Annotated in this window: 16 protein-coding genes and 1 pseudogene; 8 read left to right on the top strand and 9 right to left on the bottom strand. The window is 40.5% G+C overall.

The features are described 5' to 3' along the window. From BXY_RS09545 to BXY_RS09530, 4 genes are all read left to right on the top strand, one after another. Positions 1 to 2,825 (top strand): sugar-binding domain-containing protein (locus tag BXY_RS09545; protein ID WP_208946797.1); only part of this gene is annotated, 2,825 nt, incomplete at its 5' end. Between the two features lie 224 nt (positions 2,826 to 3,049). Next, the gene (locus BXY_RS09540) at positions 3,050 to 5,251 is read left to right on the top strand and encodes a glycoside hydrolase family 3 N-terminal domain-containing protein (RefSeq protein ID WP_004323102.1); all 2,202 of its coding nucleotides are present in this window, start codon (positions 3,050 to 3,052) and stop codon (positions 5,249 to 5,251) included. Positions 5,252 to 5,259: 8 nt separating this feature from the next. Continuing rightward, complete coding sequence (locus BXY_RS09535) at positions 5,260 to 6,348, top strand: hypothetical protein (RefSeq protein WP_004315090.1); 1,089 nt, start codon at positions 5,260 to 5,262, stop codon at positions 6,346 to 6,348. 167 nt (positions 6,349 to 6,515) lie between these two features. Further along, complete coding sequence (locus BXY_RS09530) at positions 6,516 to 8,516, top strand: glycoside hydrolase family 97 protein (RefSeq protein WP_015531762.1); 2,001 nt, start codon at positions 6,516 to 6,518, stop codon at positions 8,514 to 8,516. 116 nt (positions 8,517 to 8,632) lie between these two features. Here BXY_RS09530 and BXY_RS09525 read toward each other — a convergent pair whose 3' ends face one another. The 3 genes from BXY_RS09525 to BXY_RS09515 all read right to left on the bottom strand — a co-directional run bounded on the left by BXY_RS09525 (position 8,633) and on the right by BXY_RS09515 (position 14,381). Beyond that, positions 8,633 to 10,354, bottom strand: a complete 1,722-nt coding sequence (locus tag BXY_RS09525) for a TonB-dependent receptor (protein ID WP_008642557.1) — start codon at positions 10,352 to 10,354, stop codon at positions 8,633 to 8,635. 20 nt (positions 10,355 to 10,374) lie between these two features. Further along, complete coding sequence (locus BXY_RS09520) at positions 10,375 to 13,392, bottom strand: tetratricopeptide repeat protein (RefSeq protein WP_008642558.1); 3,018 nt, start codon at positions 13,390 to 13,392, stop codon at positions 10,375 to 10,377. A gap of 251 nt (positions 13,393 to 13,643) precedes the next feature. Then, a complete protein-coding gene (locus tag BXY_RS09515; RefSeq protein WP_008642559.1) occupies positions 13,644 to 14,381 on the bottom strand; it encodes a TapB family protein in 738 nt (245 codons plus the stop codon). A gap of 51 nt (positions 14,382 to 14,432) precedes the next feature. On the opposite strand from BXY_RS09515, the gene BXY_RS09510 reads away from it, so the two are divergent. Then, on the top strand, positions 14,433 to 15,272 hold the full coding sequence (locus BXY_RS09510; RefSeq protein WP_008642560.1) for a hypothetical protein: 840 nt from the start codon (positions 14,433 to 14,435) through the stop codon (positions 15,270 to 15,272). Positions 15,273 to 15,358: 86 nt separating this feature from the next. On the opposite strand, the pseudogene BXY_RS09505 reads toward BXY_RS09510, so the two are convergent. Both BXY_RS09505 and BXY_RS09500 read right to left on the bottom strand, forming a co-directional pair. After that, positions 15,359 to 15,508, bottom strand: a pseudogene (locus BXY_RS09505) (ATPase); the annotation flags it as partial. Between the two features lie 755 nt (positions 15,509 to 16,263). Continuing rightward, on the bottom strand, positions 16,264 to 16,788 hold the full coding sequence (locus BXY_RS09500; protein ID WP_008770568.1) for an NUDIX hydrolase: 525 nt from the start codon (positions 16,786 to 16,788) through the stop codon (positions 16,264 to 16,266). Positions 16,789 to 17,001: 213 nt separating this feature from the next. On the opposite strand from BXY_RS09500, the gene ahpC reads away from it, so the two are divergent. The 3 genes from ahpC (at position 17,002) to BXY_RS09485 (ending at position 21,160) form a co-directional block, all read left to right on the top strand. Continuing rightward, positions 17,002 to 17,568, top strand: a complete 567-nt coding sequence (ahpC, locus tag BXY_RS09495; RefSeq protein ID WP_004307892.1) for an alkyl hydroperoxide reductase subunit C — start codon at positions 17,002 to 17,004, stop codon at positions 17,566 to 17,568. A gap of 85 nt (positions 17,569 to 17,653) precedes the next feature. Then, positions 17,654 to 19,204 (top strand): alkyl hydroperoxide reductase subunit F, encoded by a 1,551-nt coding sequence (ahpF, locus tag BXY_RS09490; RefSeq protein WP_015531760.1) that lies wholly within the window; start codon positions 17,654 to 17,656, stop codon positions 19,202 to 19,204. A 129-nt stretch (positions 19,205 to 19,333) separates the two neighbouring features. Next, a complete protein-coding gene (locus tag BXY_RS09485; protein ID WP_192918998.1) occupies positions 19,334 to 21,160 on the top strand; it encodes an endonuclease/exonuclease/phosphatase family protein in 1,827 nt (608 codons plus the stop codon). A gap of 80 nt (positions 21,161 to 21,240) precedes the next feature. On the opposite strand, the gene BXY_RS09480 is transcribed toward BXY_RS09485, so the two are convergent. From BXY_RS09480 to BXY_RS09465, 4 genes are read right to left on the bottom strand one after another with little or no spacing between them, the layout of a single operon-like run. Further along, the gene (locus BXY_RS09480) at positions 21,241 to 22,218 is read right to left on the bottom strand and encodes a fibronectin type III domain-containing protein (RefSeq protein WP_004296463.1); all 978 of its coding nucleotides are present in this window, start codon (positions 22,216 to 22,218) and stop codon (positions 21,241 to 21,243) included. Between the two features lie 23 nt (positions 22,219 to 22,241). Then, the gene (locus tag BXY_RS09475; RefSeq protein ID WP_008642584.1) at positions 22,242 to 23,249 is read right to left on the bottom strand and encodes a GRP family sugar transporter; all 1,008 of its coding nucleotides are present in this window, start codon (positions 23,247 to 23,249) and stop codon (positions 22,242 to 22,244) included. Positions 23,250 to 23,267: 18 nt separating this feature from the next. Further along, positions 23,268 to 24,788, bottom strand: coding sequence for an alpha/beta hydrolase-fold protein (locus BXY_RS09470; RefSeq protein WP_015531758.1), 1,521 nt, complete (start codon positions 24,786 to 24,788; stop codon positions 23,268 to 23,270). 1 nt (position 24,789) lies between these two features. After that, positions 24,790 to 26,388 (bottom strand): alpha/beta hydrolase, encoded by a 1,599-nt coding sequence (locus BXY_RS09465; protein ID WP_134993419.1) that lies wholly within the window; start codon positions 26,386 to 26,388, stop codon positions 24,790 to 24,792. Positions 26,389 to 26,394 lie beyond the last annotated feature (6 nt).

Below are 26,394 nucleotides of genomic sequence, written 5' to 3'. Positions count from 1 at the left end.
CTCTTTTATTATTATTTGTTTTTTTGTGTACATCATGGGCGCAGACATCAGGTTTGCGCAAAATGATTGATTTGAGCGGAACGTGGAGTTTTGCATTGGACCCTCACGGCAAGGGAGAACAGGAAAAACTGTGGAACATGGATTTTGCAGAAACTGTGACTTTACCCGGTACAACAGATTCGAATCGAAAAGGAATAGAGAATACCAACAAGTCGGAGACCACTTATTTGTCCAGATATTATAAATATGAAGGTGCGGCATGGTATAGCAGGAATATAGAAATACCAGCCGACTGGAAAGAAAAGCATATCGTGTTGTTTCTGGAACGTACTCGTCCGACAACCGTGTGGATCGATGGTCGGGAAGTGGGTAAATGCAACTATTTATCTACCCCACAGGAATTTAATCTCACTCACTTCCTGGCTCCCGGTTCACATAAGCTGACTATTCGTGTAGATAACGGAAAAAGTATTCCCGGGCAGATTCGTTCAAGTTCTCACGCTTGTACGGAATCTACCCAGACAAACTGGAACGGTATTATCGGACGGATGGAATTGCAGGCAATGAATCCATTGTTTATTGAGTCCATTCAGGCTTTTCCTCAAGTAGAAGACCGCTCCGTAAAAGTGAAAATAACTCTTTCCAATTCTTCAGGCATTGGTGGGAAGAAACTGCAGTTGTCAGCTTCTGCTTTCAATACTGCCAAAAAGCATAAAGCCAGATCTGCAGAATATAATTTGAAAGAGGGGAGCAAGGAATATGAATTCACTTATCAGTTGGGAGATAATGCTGTATTGTGGAGTGACCTCCAGCCGGCTCTATATCAACTGAAAGCAGAGATAAATGGCATAGACGAGAAAACAGTTCGTTTCGGTTTGCGTGACTTTAAAACTGAAGAAACGCATTTCACTATCAATGGCGCCAAAACATTTCTTCGAGGAAAACATGATGCCTGTGTATTCCCTTTGACGGGCCATACGGCGATGGACTTGGAACAATGGCGTCGTTATTTCAGGATTTGTAAGGAATATGGATTGAATCATTGTCGTTTTCATTCTTGGTGCCCACCTGCTGCGTGTTTTGAAGCTGCGGACTTGGAGGGTATTTACTTGCAGCCGGAATTACCTATCTGGGGAGGGTTTAAGAAAGAATCTGCCGAGCTGATGGATTTTCTGATGAAAGATGGAGAGAATATCATGCGTGAATATAGTAACCATGCTTCTTTTGTACTCTTTGCCTTGGGAAATGAGCTGGGAGGTGACATCAATGTGATGAAAGAGTTTGTAGATCGTTTCCGGTCCATAGAGCCGAGACACCTATACACGTATGGTTCGAATATCTTTTTAGGCTCACGAGGACATATTCCGGGTGAGGATTTTCTGGTAACTTGTCGTGTAGGCAGTGGTGAGGGTTATTCTACTCATGCTCGTGCTTCTTTCTCTTTCGCAGATGCGGAAGAAGGTGGCTATCTTAATAATACCTATCCTAATTCGGTAATGAACTTTGATGAGGCTCTGGAAAAATCTCCTGTTCCGGTGATCGGACATGAAACCGGACAGTTTCAAACTTACCCGAATTATGAGGAGATGAAGAAATATACAGGAGTCTTAGCTCCCTGGAATTTTGAAGTGTTTCGTGACCGCTTGGAGAAAGCCGGCATGCTGGAGCAGGCGGATGATTTTTTTAAAGCATCGGGTGCATGGTCTGTGGAACTTTACCGGGCAGATATTGAAATGAATCTCCGTTCCAAACGGATGGCTGGTTTTCAGTTACTCGATTTACAGGATTATCCGGGACAGGGGTCGGCTTATGTTGGTATTCTGGATGCTTTTATGGATAGTAAAGGATTGGTTGAACCGAAGAAATGGAGAGAATTCTGTAGTGAAGTGGTTCCTTTATTGACAACTGCCAAATTCTGTTGGACAGGCGGTGAATCATTCGCAGGTACTGTTGAGATTGCCAATTATGGAGAAACTTCATTGAACGAAAAAAGTATTTCATGGGAACTCAAAAATGGGAAGAAAAGCCTTGGCAAAGGTAAGATGGCTATTCCATCGGGATTAGGATTATTGACTGCCGGAACTATTCGTTTGACATTGCCCGATGTGGAGCAAGCGTATAAAGCCGAATTACTTTTGAAAGTATCCGGAACTTCCTATCAGAATAGTTATCCGCTATGGATATATCCTGCAAAGAAGCAATTGAAGGCAGCTAATGTTGTAGTTGCCCGCCAACTAACGGATGATGTGCTGAATGCCTTAAAGCAAGGTGGAAAGGTATTGTTGATGCCTCTTGAGGAAGACTGTAAAGAAGTAACAGTGGGAGGATTGTTCCAGACCGACTATTGGAATTATCGTATGTTCAAAAGTATCTGTGACCGCATCAAGAAACCTGCTTCACCTGGTACATTGGGGATTCTGACCAATCCCGAGCATCCGGTATTCGATGATTTCCCGACCGAATACCATACGAACTGGCAGTGGTATCCAATTATCAAACATAGCTATCCGCTTATTCTGGATGGTATGCCAAAAGAATACCGCCCTATTGTGCAGGTAATTGACAATGTGGAACGAAATCATAAACTCGGCTTATTGATGGAGTTGAATGTAGAGGGCAGTAAATTACTGCTTTGTATGTCCGACTTGGAAGCGGTACGTGACACACCGGAAGGATTACAATTCTATGCCGCTTTGCTGGCGTATATGAATTCTTCAGATTTTAAACCGTCCACTTCATTGTCGGTAGAATCGTTTAAGAATCTGTTTGAGACAGGTGTTCGGAAAGAGGGAATAAAAGTGCTGGATAATATCTCTTACGAATAAGTGAAGAGTAAGGAGAAAATCGTATCAATAAAGGCAAAAAAATGACAGAAGTGCTTGAATGCTATACGGAAAGAAATAGAAAAAAAGCAGACTTTACGATATTATTGTCCTTTTGTACGCAATTCGCCAATGTGAATCTGACCAGCGGCTATCTTTGCGATAGAAAGTAAAACGTATGGAGGATATTAACATTTAAATCAATACAGATAAACTCTTATAATAAAATGATGAAAAGACTAATTACATATTCGTGTATGGCGATTTTCGCTATGGGAAGCATGGCGCAGAATCAAAAGGATGAGGCTCAAATGAATCGTTTCATATCCGGTCTGATGAAAAAGATGACACTGGAAGAAAAAGTGGGGCAGTTAAGCCAATGTTCCGGTGGATTTGCCACAGGTCCTGATAATACACGTATCAGTCGGACAGAAGATATAAGTAAGGGATTGATCGGTTCTTTGCTGAATGTATCCGGTGCTGCCAATACTCGTAAATATCAGGAGGCAGCTATGAAATCACGTTTACAGATTCCTTTGCTTTTCGGATTGGATGTTATTCATGGATATAGAACAGGTTTTCCGTTGCCATTGGCAGAGGCTGCGAGTTTTGATCTGGATGCTATAGAAAGAGGATCGAGATGTGCGGCAAAGGAAGCTGCAGCAGCCGGGTTGCATTGGACGTTTGCTCCAATGGTGGATATTAGCTGGGATGCCCGGTGGGGGCGTGTGATGGAAGGGGCCGGTGAAGATCCTTATTATGGCTCGTTGGTTGCTAAGGCGCGTGTACATGGTTTACAGGGAGATGATTTATCGAAAGAGAATACTATTTTATCCTGTATTAAGCACTTTGCCGGATATGGTGCAGCTATTGCCGGAAAAGATTATAATAGTGTGGATATGTCGATGGGACAGTTTGTCAATTTCTATATGCCTCCTTACAAGGCTGGTGCAGAGGCCGGTGCTGCTACTTTCATGAGTGCGTTCAATGACTTTAATAACGAACCGTCTACCGGAAGTACTTTTCTGTTGAGGGAGCTCCTGAAGAATCAATGGGGATTTAAAGGATTTGTGGTATCCGACTGGGGATCAGTGGGAGAAATGATGAACCACCGTTATGCGAAAGATGAAAAAGAAGCTGCTTATAAAGGAATCAAGGCCGGACTGGATATGGAGATGGTAAGTGAATGCTATTCCAAGAATCTGGTGTCTCTGGTAAAAGAGGGTAAGGTATCTATCAAGCTGGTGGATGATGCTGTCAGACGTATTTTGGAACAGAAATATAAACTGGGATTATTTGATGATCCGTTCAGATACTGTGATGAAGAAAGGGAACGTACAGTGATTGGTTCACAGGAATCCCGCAAGGAAGCATGCTACGTTTCCGAACGTTCTATTGTTCTTTTGAAAAATGAAAACTCGGTGTTACCGCTTTCTTCTTCTATCAAGAAAGTTGCTTTGATTGGTGCGCTTTCCAAATCGCAGAAAGATATGTGCGGTGCATGGTCCTGTGCAGAGGTTGGTAAAGTAGTAACCTTGTATGAGGCAATGGAGAAACGAGGAGTGGACATCAACTATAACGATGGCTACGACTTGAAAACGAATAAAATTGTAAATCTGGATCAGACTTTAGCTGCTGCCCGCCAATCGGATGTGGTTATCGTTGCAATGGGAGAACAAGCTTGGGAAAGCGGTGAGATGCGTTCGAAAGGAGATATTTCTATTGCTGCCGAACAACAGCGTTTGGTTTCCGAATTGGTGAAGACTGGCAAACCGGTAGTTGTACTAATGATGTGTGGTCGTCCTGTTATTTTCAATGAAGTTCGTCGGGAGGCTCCCGCTATCTTATGTACTTGGTGGCTGGGGAGTGAAGCGGGTAATGCTATCTGTAATGTACTTTGGGGAGATTATAATCCTTCGGGTAAGCTGCCAATGACTTTTCCGCAGCATAACGGACAGATACCATTGTATTATCAATATAAGAGCACAGGACGCCCCACTGCATTGGGCGGATGGTGTGCGAAGTACATTGATATTCCTACGGAGCCTGCTTATCCGTTCGGCTACGGTTTGTCATACACTACTTTCAATTATTCGGATGTGAAACTGCTTCCGGGTGATGGAAAAGGTACTTATACACGTGTTGCTGTAACGGTTACCAATACTGGAAAATGCGAGGGCGAGGAAGTTGTTCAGTTGTATGTGCGTGATGAGGTGGCTTCTATCACTCGCCCTATCAAAGAATTGAAAGGCTTTGAAAAGATTAAGCTGAGTCCAGGTGAAAGCAAAACGGTCACCTTCGACGTAAAAGATGAACAACTAGGATTCTACAATAATCAAATGAAGTTCATTGTGGAGAAAGGAGACTTCACTTTGATGGTCGGTGGAAATAGTCGTGATTTACAAGAAATAAAATACATTCTTAACTAAGAACTAATATGAAAAACAACTGGAAAAGATGGCTCATATTTCCCGCTCTATTGCCTTTCTTCTCTTGGATGGAGGCAAAGACATTGGAGGAAAATCAGATTCGACAATCTTTGGACACCATTGAATACCGGGTATTTGTGGCTGTCGATAAGGCCGGAGTGGAGCATTGGGGAGGTAAAGAAGCTTATCAAGCGAAGCTGAATGCTTTTTTCGACCAAGTGAACGACTTCTGGAACAAAGCCGGCAATGGACGTTTCAACTACTATTTCCGTTATATACCTGATCTGCAGGTGATTTACGACTGCTCCTCCCGCCAATTGGAGAAAATCTATCAGAAGAGTGCCGGTTTTCCCAATCACGATGTACTGCTGATTATAGATTCTATTCTTGATTTTGACGATGAAGAATCGGCTAAAGGATGGTATTGCGGCGGTGGGGCGGACGATCTGAATATGGTAATTTGCCGTAGCCGTAGCAAGACGGAACATGAAGATCTGTTTGGTATCGACTATTTTCATAGAGGAGTGGCACATGAGTTCGGACATTATCGTGGGGTAACCGACTTGTATGCTGATAGAATCCGGGCAAAGAACAATCCGGTGAACCATATCGAATATGAACCTGACTCTTGTGTGATGAACAGTCATTATAAAACATATAAATGGAGCTCGTATGCAGTTCATATAATCAATCACACCGCCAAATCCAAACGTCCGAGACGTGATTTCGACGGATTCTTCAAACAAATGTTCCCCGAAAACATACAGGTATCTGTAAAAGTGAAAGGTAAAAAGCAAAAAGGGGTAAAGCTGAATCTGTATGGTTCACGTGCAAAATTCAATGACCTGATCGCTACTCCTTACCGTACTTATGAGACGGATAAGAAAGGAGAATATCTGATAACTGGTGTCCCCAACTTATATGATAGCCCCGCACCTCCTTTGCATACCGACGAATTGCCTTATAACCGCTGGTTCACTTTCTTGCTCGAAGCCGAATATAAAGGGGAAAAAAAATACGTATGGCTTCCCGAATATGAGGTGCAACAGACCTTCTTTGAGAATAAGGATACCTATCAGGTGACAATTGATTTCTAAAAAATGGTAGCGCGAATGAGATAAGAAAGGTGCTATTTAGCACTTGTTCAATGCTTTATTAGCAGGAAATTCTTCCTGTTAAGCTTCCTCCTTTATCTCTGCCAAGCGGTACTCTTATGATAAATATGTAAATAAAAAACTGTGTGAAATACAAAAAGTATTAGTTTATGAAACGTATGATGAAAAGACTTTTGCCGGTTCTAATGGCTATCGCACCTTTAACCATTTGTGCACAGAAAGTGTACGAGCTGAAAGACATTTCCGGTAAAGTGCAGGTGAATGTGATTGTGAATGATAAGAATGTGGAATACTCCGTTCTTCACGACAACGATGTGATGGTGGCTCCATCTCCTATTTTCATGAAACTAACTGATGGTACAGCTTTCGGACTCAATCCGAAAGTAAAGAAGAACAGCCGCCGTTCTGTAAATGAGACTATCTATCCTCCCATCTATAAGAAGAAATCAATCAAGGACCAGTTCAATGAACTAACCATTGACTTTAAAGGAGGATATAGCTTGGTGTTCAGAGCTTATGAAGATGGTGCAGCCTATCGTTTTGTCTCTGAACTGAAGAAGCCGTTTATGGTGGAAAGCGAGCAGGCTTCTTTCTGTTTTCCGAATGATCCGAAAGTTTTTGTAGCTTCACCGAAAGGCCGAATGAACGAGGGCAAGAAAGATCCTTTCTACAGTTCTTTCCAAAATACGTATCTGGAAACTGCCTTGTCTGCATGGGATAAGGAACAGATTGCCTTTTTACCGGTTTTGGTCGAGGGAAAGAACGGAAAAAAAATCTGTATCACTGAAGCCGATTTGATGAACTATCCGGGTATGTATGTGAAACATGGTGAGCATGGATATTCTCTGGATGGAATCTTTGCAGCTTATCCGAAAACGATAGTAGACGAAGTTCGCGGACTGAAAGGGGTAGTAAAATCTCGTGAACCTTATATTGCTAGAGTGGAGGGAAACACAGCATTTCCCTGGCGTGTCATGGTCATTGCCAAGGATGATGCAGAACTGCTTTGTAATGATATGGTATATAAACTGGCTACTCCGGCACAATTTACAGATTTTTCTTGGATTAAACCGGGTAAAGTGGCTTGGGACTGGTGGAACGACTGGAATCTCTACAACGTGGATTTCCGCGCAGGTATCAACAATGAGACTTATAAATACTATATTGACTTTGCCTCGAAATTCGGTATCGAATATGTGATATTGGATGAGGGATGGGCAGTGCCGGGTAAAGCGGATTTGTTTGAGGTGATTCCTGAAATCGATTTGAAAGAGTTGATTAGCTATGCAAAAAGCAAAAATGTAGATTTGATACTTTGGGCGGGCTATCGTGCTTTTGAAAAAGACATGGATCGTGTATGTAAGCATTATGCCGCAATGGGAATCAAAGGTTTCAAGATTGATTTTATGGACCGTGACGACCAACAAGTAGTTGAGTTTAACCGTAAAGCGGCTGAAACCGGAGCAAAATACAAATTGCTGATAGATCTCCATGGAACGTTCAAACCGACTGGTTTGCAACGTACTTATCCGAATACGATCAATTTCGAGGGTGTCCATGGACTGGAAGAAATGAAGTGGGCAGAACCGGGAACAGATCAAGTGATATATGATGTGACAGCTCCTTTTATCCGCATGGTTGCCGGACCACTTGATTATACACAGGGAGCGATGAATAACGTAATCATGAAGAACTTTCATGCTGTCTATACAGAACCGATGAGTCAGGGTACACGTTGCCGTCAGTTAGCATTGTATACTATTTTTGATTCTCCTATTAATATGCTGTGTGATGCACCTACTAATTATCTGAAAGAGGAAGAATGTACGAAGTTTATCGCTGCCATTCCTACTGTATGGAATCAGACACTTCCAATAAGCGGAAAAGTAGGCGAACATATTGTAATGGCACGTGAGAAAGACGGTATCTGGTATGTGGGTGGATTGACCGACTGGAAAGAGCGTGATGTTGAAGTCGATCTGTCTTTCTTGGGTGATGGTGAGTTCAATGCAGAAATATTTAGAGATGGTATCAATGCCGATCGTGTTGGGAAAGACTATAAGCGTGAAGTGATCCGCGTATCAGACAATAAGAAGTTGAATTTACACATGGCTCCTGGTGGTGGGTTTGTTGTGAGGATAACAAAATAATAATTGAAGATTAAGTTTTTGGTTTGAAAGAGGACATCATCCCTATGGGAGATGCCCTCTTTTTTATGAGATGAGTGTCTCGTGTTATAACTGTTACTGTGATTTATTGATAAACTTTAGAACCGGAAACTCAATCCTCCTAAGAAATTGAATCCTTCCGTAGGATAACCTAAATAATATTGATATTTCTTGTTCAGCAGGTTATGTACTTGAGCATAAACGGATACTCCTTTGAATACATTATAGCTGGCTCCGATATGCAAATCATTAATTGCGGTCATTTTTGCATATTCTTTCACTTCTTTCCGGCTGATGTAATCATAACCTAGATTTATGTTAAGAGCAGAGATCGGATGAATACGTACATTGAAAGACATTTCACTGACTGGTTTCACAGCCAACAGATATTCCTCTGTTTTGCTGTCCCAATTACGGTAAGTATATTTAGCTGATATTCCGAGGATATCTTTGTAATCGTAACTGATTTCACCGCCAAGGTAGAGATTTTCTGTATTATCTTGAGCAAAAGAAAGATAAGAACCTGAATGAATATTACTTGGGTCAAAACCTAAATAAGATAAGTCGTTCTTTAGATTCTGATAACCACCGAACACGTTGAACCAAAGTCCCGGATAAGGGCTTGCTTTGAATCCGATACTACCGTTGATTTGCTCGTAAGTATCATAAGGACGTTGTACGTATCCCAAAGTGGCAGTGGTATTTGCCTCCGGCAGTTCACCGTAAGGACAGATACTTTCTAATCTGCGGAAATCATTCAATTGCTTACCGCCGGTTGCTTTTGCATAAACAATGTAGCTATCAGAAAAAATATACTGTGCAGTGATATCGGGTGAAATACGGAAAGACTTATCAAATCCGAAAGATAAATCTACATTGGCTCCGATATGCAATTTCCAGTCATCATTATCCAGTTCGTAATATGGATTTAAAAGAAGCGTTGTGTAGTTTTTGAAGTATTCATCTCCGGTGGAAACATTCTTTGTATATCCGTTGTAGAGAAGATTGTTCATTTCCAAAGCGATAGTTATTAATTGTTGGTCGCCGATAGCTCCCGTGACATCGCCTTTAGTGCGTATGATTGTTTCCTTGATACCTGTATTGGCTTCAGATTCATTGAACATGTTGTGCTGACGTTCATACATCAACAGATTTGTTTCTGCGTTGAAACGTAGTGGTGCAGTCTCATCAGTGAAATGAATGCCCGCATGGAAGTCACCGGATGTGAATTTCTGCTTGCTGTTTACGCTTTCCGGTTGGAAGTTGAAGTTGCTCAATCTGAAATTTCCGGCAATATTTAAATCCAACTTATCAAATTGATGCGTGTAATCCACATTAGCGCGTGTGCGATAATAAAATGCATTCCATTTTTCGGAGTCTGTGAAAGGAAGCGTTAGTTTACCATCCATTCCATCCATTTGGAAACGTACATTCAATTTGTCTTTCTGCGACAGACGGAATAGATAATTGGCAAGAATATCCAAATTGCCATAATTACCATATCCGGCACGTACATATCCCGGGGTAGTGCCGGGTTGAACTTCTTTTCCGGTATAGGGGCGCATCAGGCCTGCCGGAACGGAAGTGGCCGGAAAGAATGTTGTAGCATACTCTACTTCTTTCTTGCTCACTGTCGGTTCTTCTACTTTAGGCAGGACGTTTACTTTCGAGGCGTCCATAATGTCCGGGTTATATTCTTGTTCCACAACGACTGTGCGGGTCATTGTTGTATCTTTCGGTTGGGTGGTTTGGGCTTGAAGGCAGGATGGTATTGATATAGCCAATGCGAGTCCCCCTATTATATAATGAAATCGTTTCATATTTTTCTATTTTTTTATTCTCAATTCTCAACTTTCAATTTACTAAGTCTGCTTTCAATCATGCTTTCAATATCGTCATTCCCTTGATAATTCTGTTGCAGACTTAGCAGATATTGGCGTGCGTCCAGATCTTTACCCGTAGCATGATAAACGTCGGATAGAAGGATAAAACTGCGCGCTAGCCAATAAGCATGTGGCGTACTCTGTTCTATATAGTTGAGCAACTCTTTCTCTGCAGCGGCATATTCTTTTGCGTCGTAGAGGGATTGTGCAACCTGATATTTAGCTTCGGCACCGTAAGAGTTACGTGTGTCTTTGGCCAGTTCACGATAGTCTTCCATTGCTTTCTTGTCAGCCTTTTGCTTGGTATAGGCTTTAGCACGGTAATAAAGAGCTTCATTTCTTAGCTCCGGACTAAGTTTGGCCTCTGCAAGCAAGTCGGTAGCTGCATGGATGGTTTCTATGTCATCTCGCAATAGGAAGGCGCAACGCAGAATACCCGTTTCAGCAAGTTGGCGGCGCTCTACGTTGGTTGCTTTTTCTTTCAGCATTTTGTAGCTAGCCAATGCTTCAGCCATATTTTGCTGGTTGAATTGCACTTCAGCACGCAAGATCAGTGCTTCTTCTGCAAACGGATTGTTTGGATATTCCAACAACTTACCGGAATGGAGAAGAATCATATCATAATTCTTCTGCTCGTTTCCGATCAGGCAGAGATAATAATGTGCGTTCAGGCTGAAGGCTCCTTCCGGGAAAGTTTGCAGGTATTTGTTGAGGCTTGTTTTGGCTTCTTCCATTCTGCCTCGTGCATAAATCTTTTCTGCGGCGGCATACGTAAGCGAGTCTTGTTCGTTAGCATCGAAACGGATGTGTCCTGGCATAGCATTTGCTAAAGCAGCAAATTCGTCGATGCGGTTGAGGTCTACATAAATAGATTTCAAATCACGCATGGCAAGACGTGCTTCTTCACTGCCCGGATATTTTTCAATAACCTGTTTGTAGGCTTCGATTGCTTGGTTGTAATCTCCTTTTTGGTAATATAATAATCCGATTTCGGCGGCAGCTTTCCGGCTGACCGGACTTTCAGGATATTTAGTAAGCAATTCTTTGAAAGAAGTAATGGCTTGGTTGTTGTTGTCCATCAAAACATAGGAACGCCCTTTCTCGTAAATAGCGTTTACGGCATAAGGAGAAGCAGGGTACTTTCCTACCAGACGGTTCAGCAAGGTGATCTTACCGGTATAGTCTTTCTGCAGACCGGATACAAGAGCCAGCTGATAGAAAGAATAGTCTCCGGAAGAAGTATTCATCTGTTCGGCTTGCGAATAATACTGTTTGGCTTCTTCAAAGTTACGTACATGCAGGTGGCAGTCACCAATACGATTGTATGCATCGGCAAGTGCAGTTGCATTTTCACCTTTCTCCAGTTGAATGTATTTTTGGAAGTAATTGCTTGCTTGCGTATAGTCTTTCCGGTGGAAAGCGATATATCCTAAGTTATAATTGGCAAGCGCATACATTTCGTTATTGGGTTGGGTGGTGAGTTGCAGATAAGCATTAAAATCACGTGCGGCTTCTACCATTCGGTTTAGACGGTAATAGGATTCTCCGCACCAATAGTAAGCGTCTGCCTTGGTCTGACGATTGTATTGTCCGATGGCAATGGATTGGTTCAGATATTTCAGAGCTTGTTCGAAGTCGGCGTTAGCGAAAGATTGAGTTCCCAATTGGAACAGTATCTTCTGTTTGGCTTCCAATATTTGCGCGCTTGGTTTGGCAATCCGGTCGATTGATTTCAAAGCTGCATCGTAGCTACGTGTATTCATGTAAACTTCTACCAGGTAGCTGCTGACTTTTTCAGCGTATGGAGAAGTCGGAAATTCATTCAGGAATTTCTCGAAGGCAGTAACTGATTCACCGAAAGCGGAGAAAGAAGTCTCGTGCAGGCAAAGAGCGTAATTGTAAGCTGCCTGTTCCTTGATTTGCATATTGGTATTGGAGGCGGCTGCCTGTTCAAAAGCCATGCGTGCTTTGTTTTTCTCTGCCAGTTGCAGATAAGAGAGTCCCATGTGGAGATATGCATTTTGGGTAAGGGCATCGTTGTCAGTTGTCACCTTACCTAATGTTTCGGCTGCTTTGGAGTATACTTTTGTTTGGTAGTAGGAGAGTCCCAGCATATAAAGGGCATCCCGGCGGGGAGCCGAGTGATCCTTATTCAAGTAATTGTTGAATGCTTCTACGGCTTGGTGATATTGTCCGAAATGGTAATAGGCATCTCCCAGAATACGGTACATCTCTGCAGCGTGCTCGTTGTTCGGGTAGGCTGACAGGTAGTTTTGTGCTACAATTTGTGCCTTATCATAGTTTTTGAGCTGCGTATAAATTTCGGCTATATAATAAGGGACGAGTGCTTTGTACTTCGAGTCGTCCTGTAAGGGAAGGAAACCTTTCAATGCTTCACTATAACGTTTTTGTGTATAGCGGATGTAGGAAAGATAGTAATCACAATCTTTGGCGTATTTGGGGCTGTTGGCACGCAAAGTTTCAAACCAGATGGCTGCTTCTCGTAGATTATCGGTTTTCAGATAACAGGTAGCCAGTTGGTAGGTGCAGTCGTCCCGCTCTTCATTACCTAGCAAATCAAGGTCGGCAGAGTTGAAGAGTGCCAGTGCTTCATCATATTTTCCTTCGTAGAAATAGCAGGAGGCTAACAGCGCATAAATGCGGTTAGCGTATGGAGTATCAGGATAACGGTCGAGATATTTGCGGAGGAGTTCGATGCGGTTTTTGTCTTTCAGTTCGTAAGCCGAACTGACCAGCATATACTCTGCGTCCTGAAGAAGGCTGGCTGCAGGTTTTTGTTTTACAAATGCTTTCAATGCCGGCAGAGCAGCTGCATAATTTCTTTCCTGGAAAAGTTCTTTCCCTTCTTTATAAAGGTTGTCAGTCGAAGTGAACTTATCACCTGTCTGGGCAAATCCTATAATGGGCGTGCAGCAGATGGCGGCACAAATGAGTCTAGTAATTTCTTTTTTCATAATCGGGTGTTTATGCAAAAGTACTATATATCTTTCAAAGACAATCCTTTGAAAGTTATTTTATAATCATTTAATTCTTTATGTAAAGTTTCGCTCTTCTTTTCGAGCAAAAAGATACTGGCTCGGATTTCATATCAATGCTAACTTAATGGTCATTAAATAATAATCACCACAAATATACGACGATGATTTGATAAGGCTTCTTATTTTTGGAGTGATATATTGTGGTATTTGTTTGTTGCGTGATAAGCCTATTGTTGTTTAATGGCATATAAAAGAGTCGATAATAAAACTTTTCCTTTTTTTGTAACGGTTTCTGATTTTACTAATCCGACATTTTTAGCATACCAATCTATCGAATACTCTGATTCGGAAACAAACATTATTTTTCCTTTGCTTTCTGTGTATATTTTAATGCAATCATAATTTCCTGAAGGGGTATGTATGTTATCCCTTCCCAAATACTTCCCTTTTAGAGAAGCTTTCATGTTTATGATGCCTGTTTTTTGAGAATAACTGCATGGAGGTATCTTTTCTCCTATATTGGCATTTTCTTTCAAAGGGATGCTAATTCGTCCTTCACAATGGCTGAATTTTGAATATTGTTGATATTCATGTTCCGCTTCTTTTAGTTGATTCTGGGAATACTTTGAATATATATATTTTTTCATTGATTCATTTTCAGATTTACTATCCAAAATAATATATTCAGTAATTCCTTGATTCTTATAGTAAATACGAAATTGAATGTTAGTACCATCTTTTACAGCTTGAGAATCATACAGGTCACCATGAAATACTTCTTTTATGATTAATCTATCCCCTTTATCGACTACATCCGCAATATAAGATGTGTCTTTTAACGTCTTGTTTTTCTTTAAATCTTGAGTTATATAATAAGCAGTCATTCCTTTCTGAATACGGCAATATTGTGCATGAGCGGAAAAAACGCATAAAATGAAATAAAAAAGGACTAAATATTTTCCCATAATGTTATTTTTTTATATATTTATAGCAAATTTAATAAAAAACGCAATATTATGAAAAACTTTATCTTCTTTTTTGCCATAGTCGCAATATTTTTTATGTATTCTTGTGCAAATAGTGAGATTGATAGACTGGAATCAGAAAGCGTTGAAGAAGTTCAAATGAAAGAACTTATTCAATACGTTCGTGATATTAAACCTGATATTTCTATTCCTTTAAATCCGCAAACACGCGGCTTCTGGGCTACCCTAGGTGGTTGGTTTAAGCGGATTGGAAGTGCTGATGGAGGTGGCTATAGATGGGGAAGAGATAATGGACTCAGTTTTAGTCAGAGTTTACTTGTTTCTGTATCAGCTTCATTAGTAACAGGAATTAGTGGAGGTGATGGACGAATTCAATGGAAAATAAATGGAGAATGGCAAGTTTATTCATCTTCAATAAGAGATTATCAAGAATTAGGAAATGCACATAACAAGGCTATATATGAATTGTGCCGCGATAATCCTACACTAAAATCAGGTAGTAGTATTTCTAATACGTCATTATTATCTTTAGTAGAGGCGAAAACTAAAGCTATGGGTTATAAAGATAATTTGTCTTTATTGCAGCGAGCGGAAATTATGCAAATGTTGAATAGTCTGAGCAGTACTTCAACTATGTCAGATGTTACAACTATTTTTATGAATAGATTTTCAAATTCAAGATTGGATTATCAATTTTTAGAAGAGTATATGGATGCTGTCGTTTTGTTAGAAGATAAAGATTCCGCTATTTCTTTCACCGAACAAATAATTGTAAAAATAGATTCGATGTCTGGTGTTCAGAAAAGTACATTGAAATGTATGGTTTCTACTGCATTATGCAGTATCAATCTTTGGCAACCTAAGATTTGATTTGTGAAAGAATCTATAGTTTGACTGAGGCCCACATACAAATAGTTATATTTTTAGCTATTTATATGTGGGATAGATATATTGCCGAAAGATGACTCTTTGACAGACTCTAAGAGTAGAGCTGTTTTTCCGATTCGTCGGCGTCCGGTCATTACAGTAAAGCAAGCGCTCGTTTGTGATTGCTCTTTAGCTGCATACAGTATCGCCATTTCTTTCTTTCGGTCGTAGAACTTCATATTATTGCTATCTTAATGGCGGTTAATTTAATGGCCATTAAATTAATGGTGGTTACAAAGATAACACAATATGTTGTATTTTGTTCATTTATAGTAATATAATATGATTGTTTAAGATTATGTGATAAATTACTTTGATCTATTTGGTTGAGATGAACTTCTATTTTACAAATACATCAATTGGCTACTGAAAAATGGCCCATCTTAAGAAAAGGAATATTTAAACGAGAATAAAAGGCGTAATTACTGGGAGGGATTGAGAAATATAAAAAAACGCAGAGATTTGTAGGTGCGAAATTCTTTCTTTTTGTTATAGGAGATGTTTGTCGATTAAATTGTAATGCTTTTCTTCTTTTTCACTTGTTGTGTAAACTGAAATGTGGTTAGAAACTGGCATTTTGTTGTTTGTTGCCTTTTCGATATTTGTGATGAAATAGAAGAAAAACGGTCTTAATTTTCCCTTATTTGTCTTCCTCACCGAGCAAAAGCTGCTTCGTCGGTGAGAAAGGAAGCGTCCCTCGGTGGGGAAGAACTCCTTGGTTTTAAACCAACGAATCTTTTCTTGATAGAAAAAGATGCATATTCGACTTGAATTTATACGGTATTAGCCTGTGATTTTGCATACAGTTGCATGTTTTTATGCATTTTATTCTCCAGATCATTATTTTTTTATCTGATGTTTTGGAGGAATATCTTAAAAATGGGACATAACTATAGATGAAATACTCTCAATCTATCAGGCTGATGAGATTATCTTAGCGGCATTGAGCTAGAAACAAGCTAAGTCCGCGACGGATAGAATCCAACCCAAAATCTTCCGGATGAATCTCGGAGAGAGGTAGGAAGAAAGAATCTGCTACATCATCCATGGCGGAGAAATGGCTCATGTCTTCTACGGTGCAGAGAAAAAACATATCAAGTGTGTGTACAGGAAAACCTGAATAGACATAAATATTGGGAAGTGAAAACTGGTAAATAGCTTTTTTTACCTTCAATCCGGTTTCTTCCAGCACTTCACGGGCTACGCCTTCTTCACCTGTCTCGTTCATATCGATAAATCCTCCGGGAAGGTCGAGAGTTCCCTTTGCCGGCTCTTTAGCACGCCGGCAGACAAGCAGTTCATTTTTCTCATTCAAGATGAGTGCTACTGTGGCGGCAGAAGGATTGAAATAATAGACAAAGCCGCAATCTGCACATTTTTTAGATTTCTCGTTGTTAATCTCAAAATGAGAGGAACCACATTTAGGGCAATATAAGAATTGGTCAAGAGGATGTTCCATAATCGTATATATTTTCCAGTTTTTTTGTTTATGCATGCAAAGGTATAAAATGCTTTTATTAATTTCATCTATCACCGCATAGAAATATTCGATTGGGCTTTTTTTGCAAAGGCGGGGTTTCTGCCTTTATCTTTGCATCAGAAACAAAAAACAAAACGTTGTTTCTGATGTTATAAGTCAAATCAATTAATAACAATAAAAGCAATAAAGATTATGGAACCAATTTTAAATTCTCAACTTCCTGAATTCAGCGTTCAGGCTTTTCACAACGGAGCTTTCAAGACTGTAACCAACAATGACCTGAAAGGTAAATGGGCGATTCTTTTCTTCTATCCTGCTGACTTTACTTTCGTATGTCCTACTGAATTGGTGGATATGGCTGAAAAGTACGATCAGTTCAAGGCGATGGGTGTAGAGATCTATTCGGTAAGTACTGACTCTCATTTCGTGCACAAAGCTTGGCATGATGCTTCTGAAAGTATTCGCAAGATTCAATATCCGATGTTGGCAGACCCGACTGGCGCTTTGAGCCGTGCACTGGGTGTATATATCGAAGAAGAGGGTATGGCTTATCGCGGTACATTCGTTGTCAATCCGGAAGGAAAGATTAAAGTGGTGGAACTGAATGATAACAATATTGGCCGTGATGCAAGTGAATTGCTTCGTAAGGTGGAAGCTGCACAGTTTGTAGCCAGCCATGACGGAGAAGTTTGCCCGGCTAAATGGAAGAAGGGTGAGTCTACCCTGAAACCAAGCATTGACCTGGTAGGTAAGATTTGATAGATCTTGATAATGGTGATTATGGGAGGCCGGTAACGAGAGACGCTGCCGGCCTTTCTTTTAAAAAAAATGAAAGGAAAAAGATATGTTAGAATCTGCATTAAAAGAACAACTAAAGGGTATTTTTGCTGGGCTGGAGGCAAACTTTACTTTTGATATATCCGTATCATCCAGCCACGAAAACAAAACAGAATTATTGGAGTTGCTGGGAGATGTAGCGGATTGTTCCGATCATATCACTTGCTCGGTGAATGAGGGAGAAGCATTGAAGTTTACTTTATTAAAGAATAGTGATCGTACCGGAATCACATTCCGGGGTATTCCTAACGGACATGAGTTCACGTCATTGCTTTTGGCTATCCTGAATCTGGACGGCAAAGGAAAGAACTTTCCTGATGAGGCTGTTTGCAACCGTGTGAAAGCACTGAAAGGTCCGATACATCTGACCACTTATGTTTCGTTGATTTGTACGAACTGTCCTGACGTAGTGCAGGCTCTGAATGCAATGGTCACTTTGAATCCTGCTATTACTCATGAAATGGTAGACGGCGCGCTTTATCAGGACGAAGTAGATGCACTGAAAATACAAGGAGTACCTTCTGTCTTTGCAGATGGAAAATTGCTTCATGTAGGCCGTGGTGAATTTGGCGAATTGCTTGCCAAGTTGGAAGATCAATATGGTATTGACGAAACCAAAGCGAATGCAGAGGTGAAAGAATATGATGTGATTGTAGCCGGTGGAGGACCTGCAGGAGTATCGGCAGCTATTTATTCTGCCCGTAAAGGACTCCGTGTAGCTATTGTGGCCGAGCGTATTGGCGGACAGGTGAAAGAAACGGTAGGTATTGAGAATTTAATCTCTGTTCCGGAAACGACAGGAAATGAACTTGCCGATAATCTGAAAACTCACTTGTTGCGTTATCCGGTGGATTTGCTGGAGCATCGTAAAGTAGAAAAAGTAGAAGTGGTTGGAAAACAAAAGCAGATCACTACCTCTGTTGGGGAGAAATTCCTGGCTCCGGCACTGATTATTGCAACTGGTGCAAGCTGGCGTAAACTGAATGTTCCGGGAGAAGCGGAGTATATCGGTCGTGGTGTTGCTTTCTGCCCTCATTGTGATGGGCCGTTTTATAAGGGAAAGCATGTAGCAGTAGTAGGTGGAGGAAATTCCGGCATTGAGGCAGCGATTGACTTGGCTGGTATCTGCTCCAAAGTCACTGTTTTTGAATTTATGGATGAGTTGAAAGCAGACAGTGTACTTCAAGATCGACTTAAATCATTGCCGAACGTGGAAGTGTTTGTAAGTTCACAGACTACGGAAGTGATAGGAAATGGTGATAAACTGACTGCCCTACGCATCAAAGATCGTAAAACGGAAGAAGAACGTTTGGTTGAGTTGGATGGTGTATTTGTACAGATCGGGCTTTCTGCGAATAGCAGTGTATTCCGCGACATAGTGGAAACCAACCGTTCGGGCGAAATCATGATTGATGCACATTGCCGTACGAATGTGACGGGTATCTATGCAGCTGGAGATGTTTCTACGGTTCCTTATAAGCAAATCATTATCTCTATGGGCGAAGGAGCGAAAGCTGCGCTTTCTGCATTTGACGATAGAGTGAGAGGGATTATCTGATATATTCAGATATGAAAGACACACAAACAAGACAATAAGAGGCGCAAAGGTATGAATCCATATCTTTGTGGCTTTTTATTTTTTTCTTACCTTTGGGGGAACTTAACATAACCCCCAAAAATGAAGAACATGAAAAAGATCTTTTTACTCATTTCCGTCATCCTATTTATTTTTCCAGTACAGGCTCAACATACATTGAGACTGATGACTTATAATATTAAAAATGCGAATGGCATGGATGATATTTGTAGTTTTCAACGGGTAGCCAATGTGATAAATAATGCTTCTCCTGATGTTGTGGCTATACAAGAGGTAGACAGTATGACCCGTCGGAGCGGACAGAAATATGTGCTGGGTGAGATAGCTGAACGTACGCAAATGCATGCTTGTTTTGCACCTGCTATAGAGTTTGAAGGAGGTAAATATGGAATCGGACTGTTGACAAAGCAAGTTCCGCTACGTTTACAAACTATCCCTTTACCTGGTAGAGAAGAGGCCCGCACCTTGATTCTGGCAGAATTTGAGGATTATATTTATTGTTGTACTCATCTGTCATTAGCGGAAGAAGACCGTATGAAATCTTTGGAAATAGTGAAGTCATTGATTGCTTCCTATAAAAAGCCTCTTTTTCTAGCCGGGGATATGAATGCTGAACCTGAATCCGATTTCATCAAAGAATTGCAAAAGGATTTTCAAATACTCTCCAATCCGGAAAAGCATACTTATCCTGCTCCCGATCCAAAAGAGACCATTGATTATATTGCCGCGTCAAAGCAAAACGCTACCGGATTTGCTGTCATATCTGCGAGAGTAGTTAATGAGCCAATGGCTTCCGACCATCGTCCCATACTTGTGGAATTGCGTACTGCTGAAAAGACAGACAAGATATTCCGTACTAAACCTTATTTGCAGAATCCTGTGGGTAATGGCATTACTGTGATGTGGGAAACAACCGTTCCTTCTTATTGCTGGGTGGAATATGGCACAGATACTACCCGGCTGGAACGTGCGCGTATGATTGTTGACGGTCAGGTGGTCTGCAATAACAAACTGCATAAAATACGTATAGATGGCTTGCAGCCCGGACAGAAATATTATTATCGTGTGTGTTCGCAAGAGATGTTGCTTTATCAGGCATATAAAAAGGTATTTGGAAATACAGCACAATCGACCTTCAGTGAATTTACTCTTCCTGTTGCTGATACAGAGTCTTTTACCGCTATTGTTTTTAATGATTTGCATCAACATACCAATACTTTCCGTACTCTATGTAAACAAATACAGGATGTTAAATACGATTTTGTTGTTTTCAATGGTGACTGTGTGGATGATCCTGTGGATCACGAGCAGGCAACCACATTTATCAGTGAACTGACCGAAGGAGTGTGTGGCGATCGCATACCGACTTTCTTTATGCGTGGCAATCATGAAATCCGCAATGCCTATTCTATCGGTTTGCGTGATCATTTTGATTATGTGGGAGATAAAACTTATGCCTCTTTTAACTGGGGAGACACCCGTATCGTCATGTTGGATTGTGGAGAAGATAAACCGGACGACCATTGGGTATATTATGGCTTGAACGATTTTACTCAATTGCGTAATGAACAGGTTGATTTTCTGAAAAAAGAACTGTCTGCCAAAGAATTCAAGAAAGCAAAGAAACGTGTCCTTATTCATCATATTCCGCTTTACGGTAATTATGAAAAGAATCTCTGTGCGAATCTTTGGACTAAATTATTAGAAAAAGCACCTTTCAATATCAGCCTGAACGCACATACTCATAAATACGCTTACCATCCGAAAGGGGAACTGGGTAATAATTATCCGGTTATTATTGGTGGAGGATATAAGATGGACAGTGCTACGGTGATGATTCTGGAGAAGAAGAACGATGAATTGAGGATTAAGGTGCTGAATGTAAGGGGAGAGGTTTTACTGGATATAACAGTCTAAAGTCTCTAATAATATTATAAAAAATGGAGGTGCGCCAGACTTCTAGACACACCTCCATGAATTAGTTATTTCATAAAGTGCTATTCGGAGAAATATGTATAATAGAAATTCTCTATATATCCGTCATAGTTTTTGCTTTCCTCTTTGATACAACTATTTTCGTCATATTCGAATGTGTAAGTAGCTGTACTGGATGAATGTTGCCAACCACTGCTCGTATGGCAATTAGCCGAAGCTTTTCCAAAGAGACCAGTTTCAACCAGCCAACGACTAGCTCCACTGCTTTCCGCATAGATGCAATGTGCTCCGCTCACATTAGGCACGGCAGAATAGGTCTGAACTTTAAACTGCTCTACTCCATCTGAAAATCTGGTCCATTGCATAATATTTCCATTTTCTATGGTGATGTTAGATGCAATATTGCCATTCTTTTCAACTTTGGTCATGTAGCCATTCTCATCATAAGTATATTCGTAAGTGTTGGAACCATCTACAAAAGTTGCAACATAACCTTGGTCATTTAAAGTCATGTTATATGCGTTCTTACCTGTCACTGTGATATTATTTCCATCATAAGCAAAGAGCCATTCTCTATCCAATTCTCCTTCATATAACCTGTATACACGTTTTACAGTACCATTATCATTATATTCGTAATACCATTTATCCCAGTCGTCCGCAAAAGTGGCTATTCGATAAACTGTTACTTCAGAGGTTGTTGTAAAAGTGATTTCTGCATAGTCTGAATCTTCAAAATAGATTGATCCGGTTTTTTGAGCTTTTACTTTGAATGTATAACTTTTTTCCGGCTCTAAACCTGTCAGTTGAATTGTATTTTGGTCAGTACTTTGTTCACTACCGTTGTTCAAGCTATAAATATAAGCTGTTGCGTTTCCTATGGCTTTCCATGTAATAACAGCAGAACTCTCTTTTACATCAGGAACAGTAACTTCCGGTTTATCCAGAATGTTTGTACTGGGATGATTGTCATCATCACTGCAAGCAGTCGTACCTAGTACTACTGCCAGCATGGCTAATAAGTAAAAATACTTTTTCATGTTGTTCTATTTAAGGTTAATAATTAGTTTCCGGCAACTACTATCATTCCCAAACCAACCAGGAAGAAGATAAACATCAAGGCCAGTAGTTGATTAACAGATTTCGTTGAACCTTTAAATTCTTTCCAGATAAATACTCCCCAAATAGCGGCAATAAGTGGTGCGCCTTGTCCTAGTGCATAAGATACCGCCGGACCAGCTTCTCCTGATGCGATATAGCTGAACGCGGAACCAAGTCCCCATATCGCTCCACCAAGCATTCCGCATATATGAGTTTTCGTGTTTCCTTTAAAGTATTCGGAGTAGCTGACTTTTTCTCCGACAAAAGGATATTTCATTACTAATGTGTTGAAAACAAAATTGCTTAGTAATACGCCTATTGAAAAAACAAAGATGGCAGAATAAGGAGTCATCATTCCTATAGCAGGAGAATTGAAGTTTTCTACGTCCATACCTTTCACTACGAACCTGTAGAACAAAGACATCAGTACACCGGCAATTAATGCAATGATAATTCCCTTTTTGTTGTTTTTCCTGCTTTCTTCTCCCTTTTGCATTTTTCCGGAAGCCACTCCATTGCAAATGATAGCAATAACAATGAGAGCTACACCGCCAAATAAAAGCAAAGGATTACCAGTTGGAATTCCCAGATAATTGACGATTACCCCTAATACCAATGCAATGCCAACTCCTAAAGGAAAAGCTACAGACATACCAGCCAAGGAAATAGACGCTGAAAGAAGAATGTTTGAAGCATTAAATATTACGCCCCCCAAGATAACCCAACCAATGCTGTCTCCTGATGCTTGTCCCAGATCTTCCAGGAATGAACGTCCGGTATCTCCATGACTACCCATAGTGAAGCCTAGCAAGATGGTGAACAATACCATTCCAATCACATAATCCCAATAAAAAAGTTCATAACGCCAATTTTTGGAAACTAGTTTTTGGGTATTACCCCAGGAACCCCAACAAATCATGGTTACGATGCAGAATATAACTGCCAATAAATAACTGTTTACTGTGAACATACTATTAGTATTTAATTGTTAAACATGAATTCTGTTATTTAAATATAGTATCCAATCTTCCCAATAAGTGAAAACATTGGCTTCCTTACATTTTCTTGACCGGAACTCATGTTCCAGGTCCGATTCTTTCAAAAGGATATGTATATTACTACTAAAACCATATTCTTTTGATTTGGGTAGTATCTCCATCCAGCATCTGGGATATCTTTTGTGAGAGTTGACTGCTTTTATAAAATTTTGAGCATCATTCTCGTTGCCGATGGCATTTACACAGACTATGCCGGTAAACAAATTTTCTCTCTGAATAGCTTCTATACCTTCTTTAATATTATCTCCCAAAGTGATTAAAGCCCGCATACGTTGGGAACCTCTGATGCCGGAGAGTTGCTTTTCTATATCAGAAATTGTTTCTGACAGGTCTGTGTTAGCTTTTACGAAACAAAGAACAGCAGGCCATGTTTTATTCTCATCTACCATTTGATGAAACTGACTGACGAGAACCTTTTGCTGTTGTTCGTTGATTTCTCCCTGTACATAGATAATAGGATATTTTCTTGTGCTTCCTTGAGCCTGTTCCGGATAATAGACCGTTGCATTGGCTGTTTGGATAAACGGAGTCTCATTCGGAAGACTACTCTCACTATTTCCTGACTGCTTCCCATTGAAATATTCGTTTATGAATCTGAATGCTTTGGGCAGTGCAGTATTCCAGCAGGCGAAATCATGTCCTCCTGAACGTACTTCCCATTCATGAGGTATTTGTCTTTCCAGTAATAATCGGTGCAGTTCTTCATTACTTTCGCAAAGAGTACCTTCTTTATCTCCAATATCCAGCATGATGCCAAATCCTTTTAAATCGGGATTGCGGAGGGTGGAAAGAATGTGGTAGGGTGAATGTTGCTTATAGTAACTGGTTAGGCGCTGGTTACCATTCTTTCCCACTCCTCCGAAAATCCGTCCCCATTGATTGTCCCATCCTTTTTGTGGCCCTTCTTCCATGTATTGTTTTTCTGTACGGATGGATGGCGATAACGCAACGACAGAGCCGAATAAGTGGCGGTTGCGCAAACTAACGGATAATGCTCCGAATCCTCCCATAGAGAAACCAATGATCGAGCGTCCATTAATATCCTTGCGAGTACGATAGTTGTTATCTATATATGGAACCAGTTCTTTGATAAAGAAAGTTTCATAAAGGGAACTGCCATCATAAGTGTCACTGTAATAAGACAGGTAACCGTCAGGAATAACCATAATGAAAGGTTGAATCTTTCCTTCTTTTATCATTTTATCCATTACACGGGCAACGTTGCCGTATTCGAGCCAACTGGTATAATCACCTCCTATTCCATGAAACATGTATAAGACTGGATATTCTGTTTCTGAATGTTCATAACCTTCCGGTAAGATAATGGAGTAGGAGACTTCTTGCTTTAGGGACGGACTGTAAATACTCATCCCTTCTTTTTCTATGGGAAGTGCCCAAGCTCCATCTATACCTGATAGAAATAGGATAATATATAACAGTATCTTCTTCATATTATTTCTTTATTAACTGTTCACCAATATAATAACTCATTGAATAAATACCTGTTTGGGCGGACTGTTCACTATCCAGTCCGTTTCTGACACGATATTGCACCGGAGCTTCTGCACCTCGCAATCCATTGAACAGAGTAAAGATGCTATTGTAGTTGCTGCCTTCGTCTGTTATGTCCAAATAATAGATTTTGGCACGATTCTCGGCAGAAAGGTTGATAATATCCGCGTCTTCTGCAAAGAAAAAGTTGATAGCAGGGGCATTGCCTGTTGACTGATTGTATAAGTAATTAGCTTCTGAACCGTATGTTAATCCTAATCTGAAATCTGCATTGCTTTCCGTATGAACCGTCTTTTCCACAGCATCGGTAATAGCTGAAAAATTTGTTCCATTTAGAATCATTTCTTTCACATTAAAACCTGCGATTATCATACGTTTGATTTGCATAAGAGAATCTAATGCCACTGCTACCTTCTTTGTTGTAAGATCAACATTACCTTCTCCTTTGCTGTAATAAAGAACTTTGTAAGTTAGTTCGGAATTGTAGTCATCCGGTAACCATAGTTCGATATTGGAATTACCTACTTTTATGTTTTTATTAGTAGCATGTAATTCCTCTGTGAATTTTTTCAGAGTTTCCTGCGGATAGTTTTCTCCTTTGAATGAACGTTCGATAAAAGGCAATGCCTCTTTCATGGATTCACGCCAATAACTGTCAGTGTGGGCACCGTTCCGTACACGATATTCGTGCTTGATATTTTTGTCCCGTAATAGAGTATGTAATTCACCGTTTCCTGCATATAGTCTTTCTTCATCATCACCGCAGTCTATGTAATACCGTACTGTTTGAAATGTGGAACTTGGTTTATCCTTGAAAAAGTGTAGCGGACATTGGCTTTTATAATAGCTTGTCAGCCTGCCTGTTCCTGTCTGGCCGCTTCCTCCGAAGTTGTTTCCCCATTGAAGATTCCAACCGTCTTGTGACAAAGAGATGTATTGTTCATCTGTATTTAGGGAGGGACTTAATCCTATTGATACCGAGAATGTTTCAGGATGTTGCGATGCTATACTTAATGCCCCGAAACCTCCCATAGAGAACCCGGCAACAGCTCTTTCCGTCTTACTGGTTGTTGTTCGGAACCGCTTATCAATCAGGGGTACGAGTTCATTAATGAACATATCCATATAGTTGAACTTTCCGTCATAGCGGTTACAAAAATAAGAGTTGAAACCTTCCGGCATGATGTAGATCAATGGGCGAATACTACCATTGCTGGTTTGCGCATCAGCTATGCTTTGAATATTCAGACCTGAAGGTCCCCATGAACTTTGGTTCCCTCCCCAGCCATGTAGAAGGAAAACTACTCCATATTTACCCGTACTTTCCGATAGATATTCTTGAGGCAGTAATACGGAATATTTGATTTCTTGTCCTAATATTTTGCTGTAAAAACTTTGATCGGGATTATAGCGTTTGGTAAACAGTTCCGGTGTCTCGGTCTGTTCGCCTTCGGACGGACTGTTATCATCAGACGAACATGATGACAATCCGTAGGAAAATAATAATAAGGCTAATAATAGGAGTAGTTTTCTATTCATGGCTTC

The sequence above is a fragment of the Bacteroides xylanisolvens XB1A genome, from assembly GCF_000210075.1.
Taxonomy (GTDB): domain Bacteria; phylum Bacteroidota; class Bacteroidia; order Bacteroidales; family Bacteroidaceae; genus Bacteroides; species Bacteroides xylanisolvens.
The sequence above is the reverse complement of the archived record's forward strand: the minus strand, read 5'-3'. Positions and strand labels throughout refer to the sequence as shown.